Here is a 2,263-nt window from a genome sequence, read left to right as displayed (position 1 = left end):
GTGGAGGACTCCACCCACATGGGACGGGTGGACATGGCGGTGGACTTCAATGGCCACATCTACCTGTTCGAGTTCAAGGTGGTGGAGCAGGTGGGCGAGGGCAGGGCGCTGCAACAACTCAAGGACAAGGGCTACGCGGACAAGTACCTGGGTCAGGGCAAGGCCATTCACCTGATCGGCGTGGAGTTCTCCAGCCAGCTGCGGCAGATCGTGGCCTTTGATGTGGAAAGCCTTTGATCAAGCCAGGAATCCACTCCCCGCTCACCCCCTTGCTGTAACAACTCAGTGAGGCTGATTTGATCGCAGGGCCTTCACCTCGTCCAGGGGGGATCTACAAATGAGTTTTCAAGCGCAGATCATCGAGCGAGATGGAAAGCCGGAATACGCGGTGGTGCCAATCGATCAGTATCGTCGCTTGCTGGCATTAGCCGAGGACATGGAGGACGTGCGCGCCGCGGATGAGGCCATGCGCGAGTTGGAGGAGGGGCGGGACGAGGGAGTCAGGGTGCCTGTCCCTGTTCTGCCGACACTGTGCCGACAATAGACTGGGCCCTTCCCCATCACGTCGTGAGATTGCCCCTATGGCAGCCAGCCAGCCACCAGCAGCGCTATCGCCAGCGCCGACGCGCGCAAGGATTCAAGGAATACCGTGAGCCTGGATGCGGACAGCCAGACACGCCGACGCCGCCTGAGCCAGGCCCACAGCAAGACACGACAGGAGGTGATGAAGCTGGCGCTGCTGGCCGCGGAGCGTCTGCTGGACGGCGAGTTGATCGCCAAGGGAGGGGCGTGGCGGATCGAGCCATGATCCGCCAGGGGGTCAGTGCTTGAACATCTCTTCCAGGCTGGTGGCGAACAGCACATCGCGCATCCAGCCTTTGAACTGGTCATGGTCGGCTTGGACAAGCTGTGCCTCTACCCAGTCGGGCACCTCGCCAAACTTGAAGGTGAGCTGGGTCCGCACGACCTCGCGAGCCTCTGCCAGGCGGCCTTTCTCGATACCCAGCTGCTCGCTTTCCTGACGCTCTTTCTTGACTAGGTTCTCTAAGTTCTCTGCCAACATATCTTTGTCCTCCACCAGGCTTTCGAGCCGTTCCAGGTTGACCCCGGCCCCCAGCCGATGCAAATGGCGCTTGAGCCAGCGGGTGATGATCCGGTCGATGCGCTCCTTATGGGGGTCGACCTGGATAATCGCCACGACACGGTCCACGGCGCGCTGCAGGGCCTCCCAACTCTCCCCGGCGTTCTCGACGCTGAACACCCCGCTTAGCGGCGTCTGGCGCAAACTCAAGTCCGCGTCAGTATAGCGCCCTTCGTCGATCAGGTAGTAGCGCAGGTGCGGCTGGTAGACCTGCAGGAAGCCTGGCGGTTCCGGCTGCACCATTTCGTAGATGTCCAGCGGGGTCGTCCAGGGCTTCGAGCCGTTGTAGAGCACCACCGGGAAGTAAGGTGAATTCTTGCGATGATAGCCTTATTATGTAGTCTTTATGTGACTACATAATAATCTCCTCGGAGAATTGCCGATGAAAACCGCTGATACCTACGTCCGTGCTCGCATCGATACTCGGACCAAGGAACGCGCCGCTGATGCACTAGAGGCAATGGGGTTGTCCGTTTCGGACGCTATTCGTTTGCTGATGTTGCGCATAGCTGATGAGCGCCGTTTGCCCTTCGATGTGAAGGTGCCCAACTCCACGACGAAGAAGGCCATTACCGAACTGGAAGCTGGGAAAGGCAAGAAGTTCACCAGCGTGGACGATCTGATGGCGGATTTGCATGAGGACGATTGATCGTTCATCCGCTTTCAAGCGCGACTACAAGCGAGAGGCCAAAGGCAGGCACCGGACCACGCTGGACGATGAACTCAAACCGGTGTTGATCGCACTGGCGACCGATCAGGCTTTAGATGTTCGCTACCGTGATCATGACCTTTCGGGTGATTGGGCAGGCTACCGGGAATGCCACATCAAGCCTGATCTGCTGCTGATTTACCGCAAATCTGACCCCAACACCCTCCGATTGGCACGGCTCGGCTCGCACAGCAAACTTTTCGGCTGATCGATCACAAACAGAACTCATTCGCCAGTGCATGCACCTCCTTCAGGGTGATCCCCAGATACCGCATGGTCAGCGCCGGACTGCGGGGCAAGAGTGCCCGTCCCCTTCCTTGGCCGCCACCTCCGGCGGCGCAAAACCCTCAATGAGCTGGCGCACCAGTTCCGGGTAGCTGAACAGTTCCTTGTAGCCCGTGTCGTGGTGGTTG

General features: G+C 59.3%; 6 protein-coding genes. 5 read left to right on the top strand and 1 reads right to left on the bottom strand.

All coding sequences use genetic code 11. The features are described from left to right. From BMY52_RS14970 to BMY52_RS15485, 3 genes are all read left to right on the top strand, one after another. On the top strand, positions 1–237 hold a 237-nt coding region (locus BMY52_RS14970; RefSeq protein WP_177169996.1), incomplete at its 5' end, for a PD-(D/E)XK nuclease domain-containing protein. Positions 238–337: 100 nt separating this feature from the next. Beyond that, positions 338–544, top strand: a complete 207-nt coding sequence (locus BMY52_RS14965; RefSeq protein WP_090255790.1) for a type II toxin-antitoxin system Phd/YefM family antitoxin — start codon at positions 338–340, stop codon at positions 542–544. A 105-nt stretch (positions 545–649) separates the two neighbouring features. Further along, on the top strand, positions 650–808 hold the full coding sequence (locus tag BMY52_RS15485) for a hypothetical protein (RefSeq protein ID WP_177169995.1): 159 nt from the start codon (positions 650–652) through the stop codon (positions 806–808). A gap of 12 nt (positions 809–820) precedes the next feature. Here the strand turns inward: BMY52_RS15485 and BMY52_RS14960 are convergent, their stop codons facing one another. Beyond that, positions 821–1,438 (bottom strand): RpnC/YadD family protein, encoded by a 618-nt coding sequence (locus tag BMY52_RS14960; RefSeq protein WP_177169994.1) that lies wholly within the window; start codon positions 1,436–1,438, stop codon positions 821–823. Positions 1,439–1,523: 85 nt separating this feature from the next. On the opposite strand from BMY52_RS14960, the gene BMY52_RS14955 reads away from it, so the two are divergent. Beyond that, positions 1,524–1,790 (top strand): type II toxin-antitoxin system RelB/DinJ family antitoxin, encoded by a 267-nt coding sequence (locus BMY52_RS14955; RefSeq protein ID WP_025282793.1) that lies wholly within the window; start codon positions 1,524–1,526, stop codon positions 1,788–1,790. Next, the gene (locus BMY52_RS14950; RefSeq protein WP_025282792.1) at positions 1,777–2,058 is read left to right on the top strand and encodes a type II toxin-antitoxin system YafQ family toxin; all 282 of its coding nucleotides are present in this window, start codon (positions 1,777–1,779) and stop codon (positions 2,056–2,058) included. Before BMY52_RS14955 ends, BMY52_RS14950 begins: the two co-directional genes overlap by 14 nt. Positions 2,059–2,263: the final 205 nt, after the last annotated feature.

Origin of the sequence: Ectothiorhodospira marina (assembly GCF_900109495.1) — a bacterium.
Classification (GTDB): Bacteria; Pseudomonadota; Gammaproteobacteria; order Ectothiorhodospirales; family Ectothiorhodospiraceae; genus Ectothiorhodospira; species Ectothiorhodospira marina.
This window is presented reverse-complemented; position numbering and strand designations above follow the sequence as displayed.

Coding starts and splice junctions, on each gene's coding strand:
- BMY52_RS14965 (WP_090255790.1), top strand. CDS start 338: ATGAGTTTTCAAGCGCAGATCATCGAGCGAGATGGAAAGCCGGAATAC.
- BMY52_RS14955 (WP_025282793.1), top strand. CDS start 1,524: ATGAAAACCGCTGATACCTACGTCCGTGCTCGCATCGATACTCGGACC.
- BMY52_RS14950 (WP_025282792.1), top strand. CDS start 1,777: ATGAGGACGATTGATCGTTCATCCGCTTTCAAGCGCGACTACAAGCGA.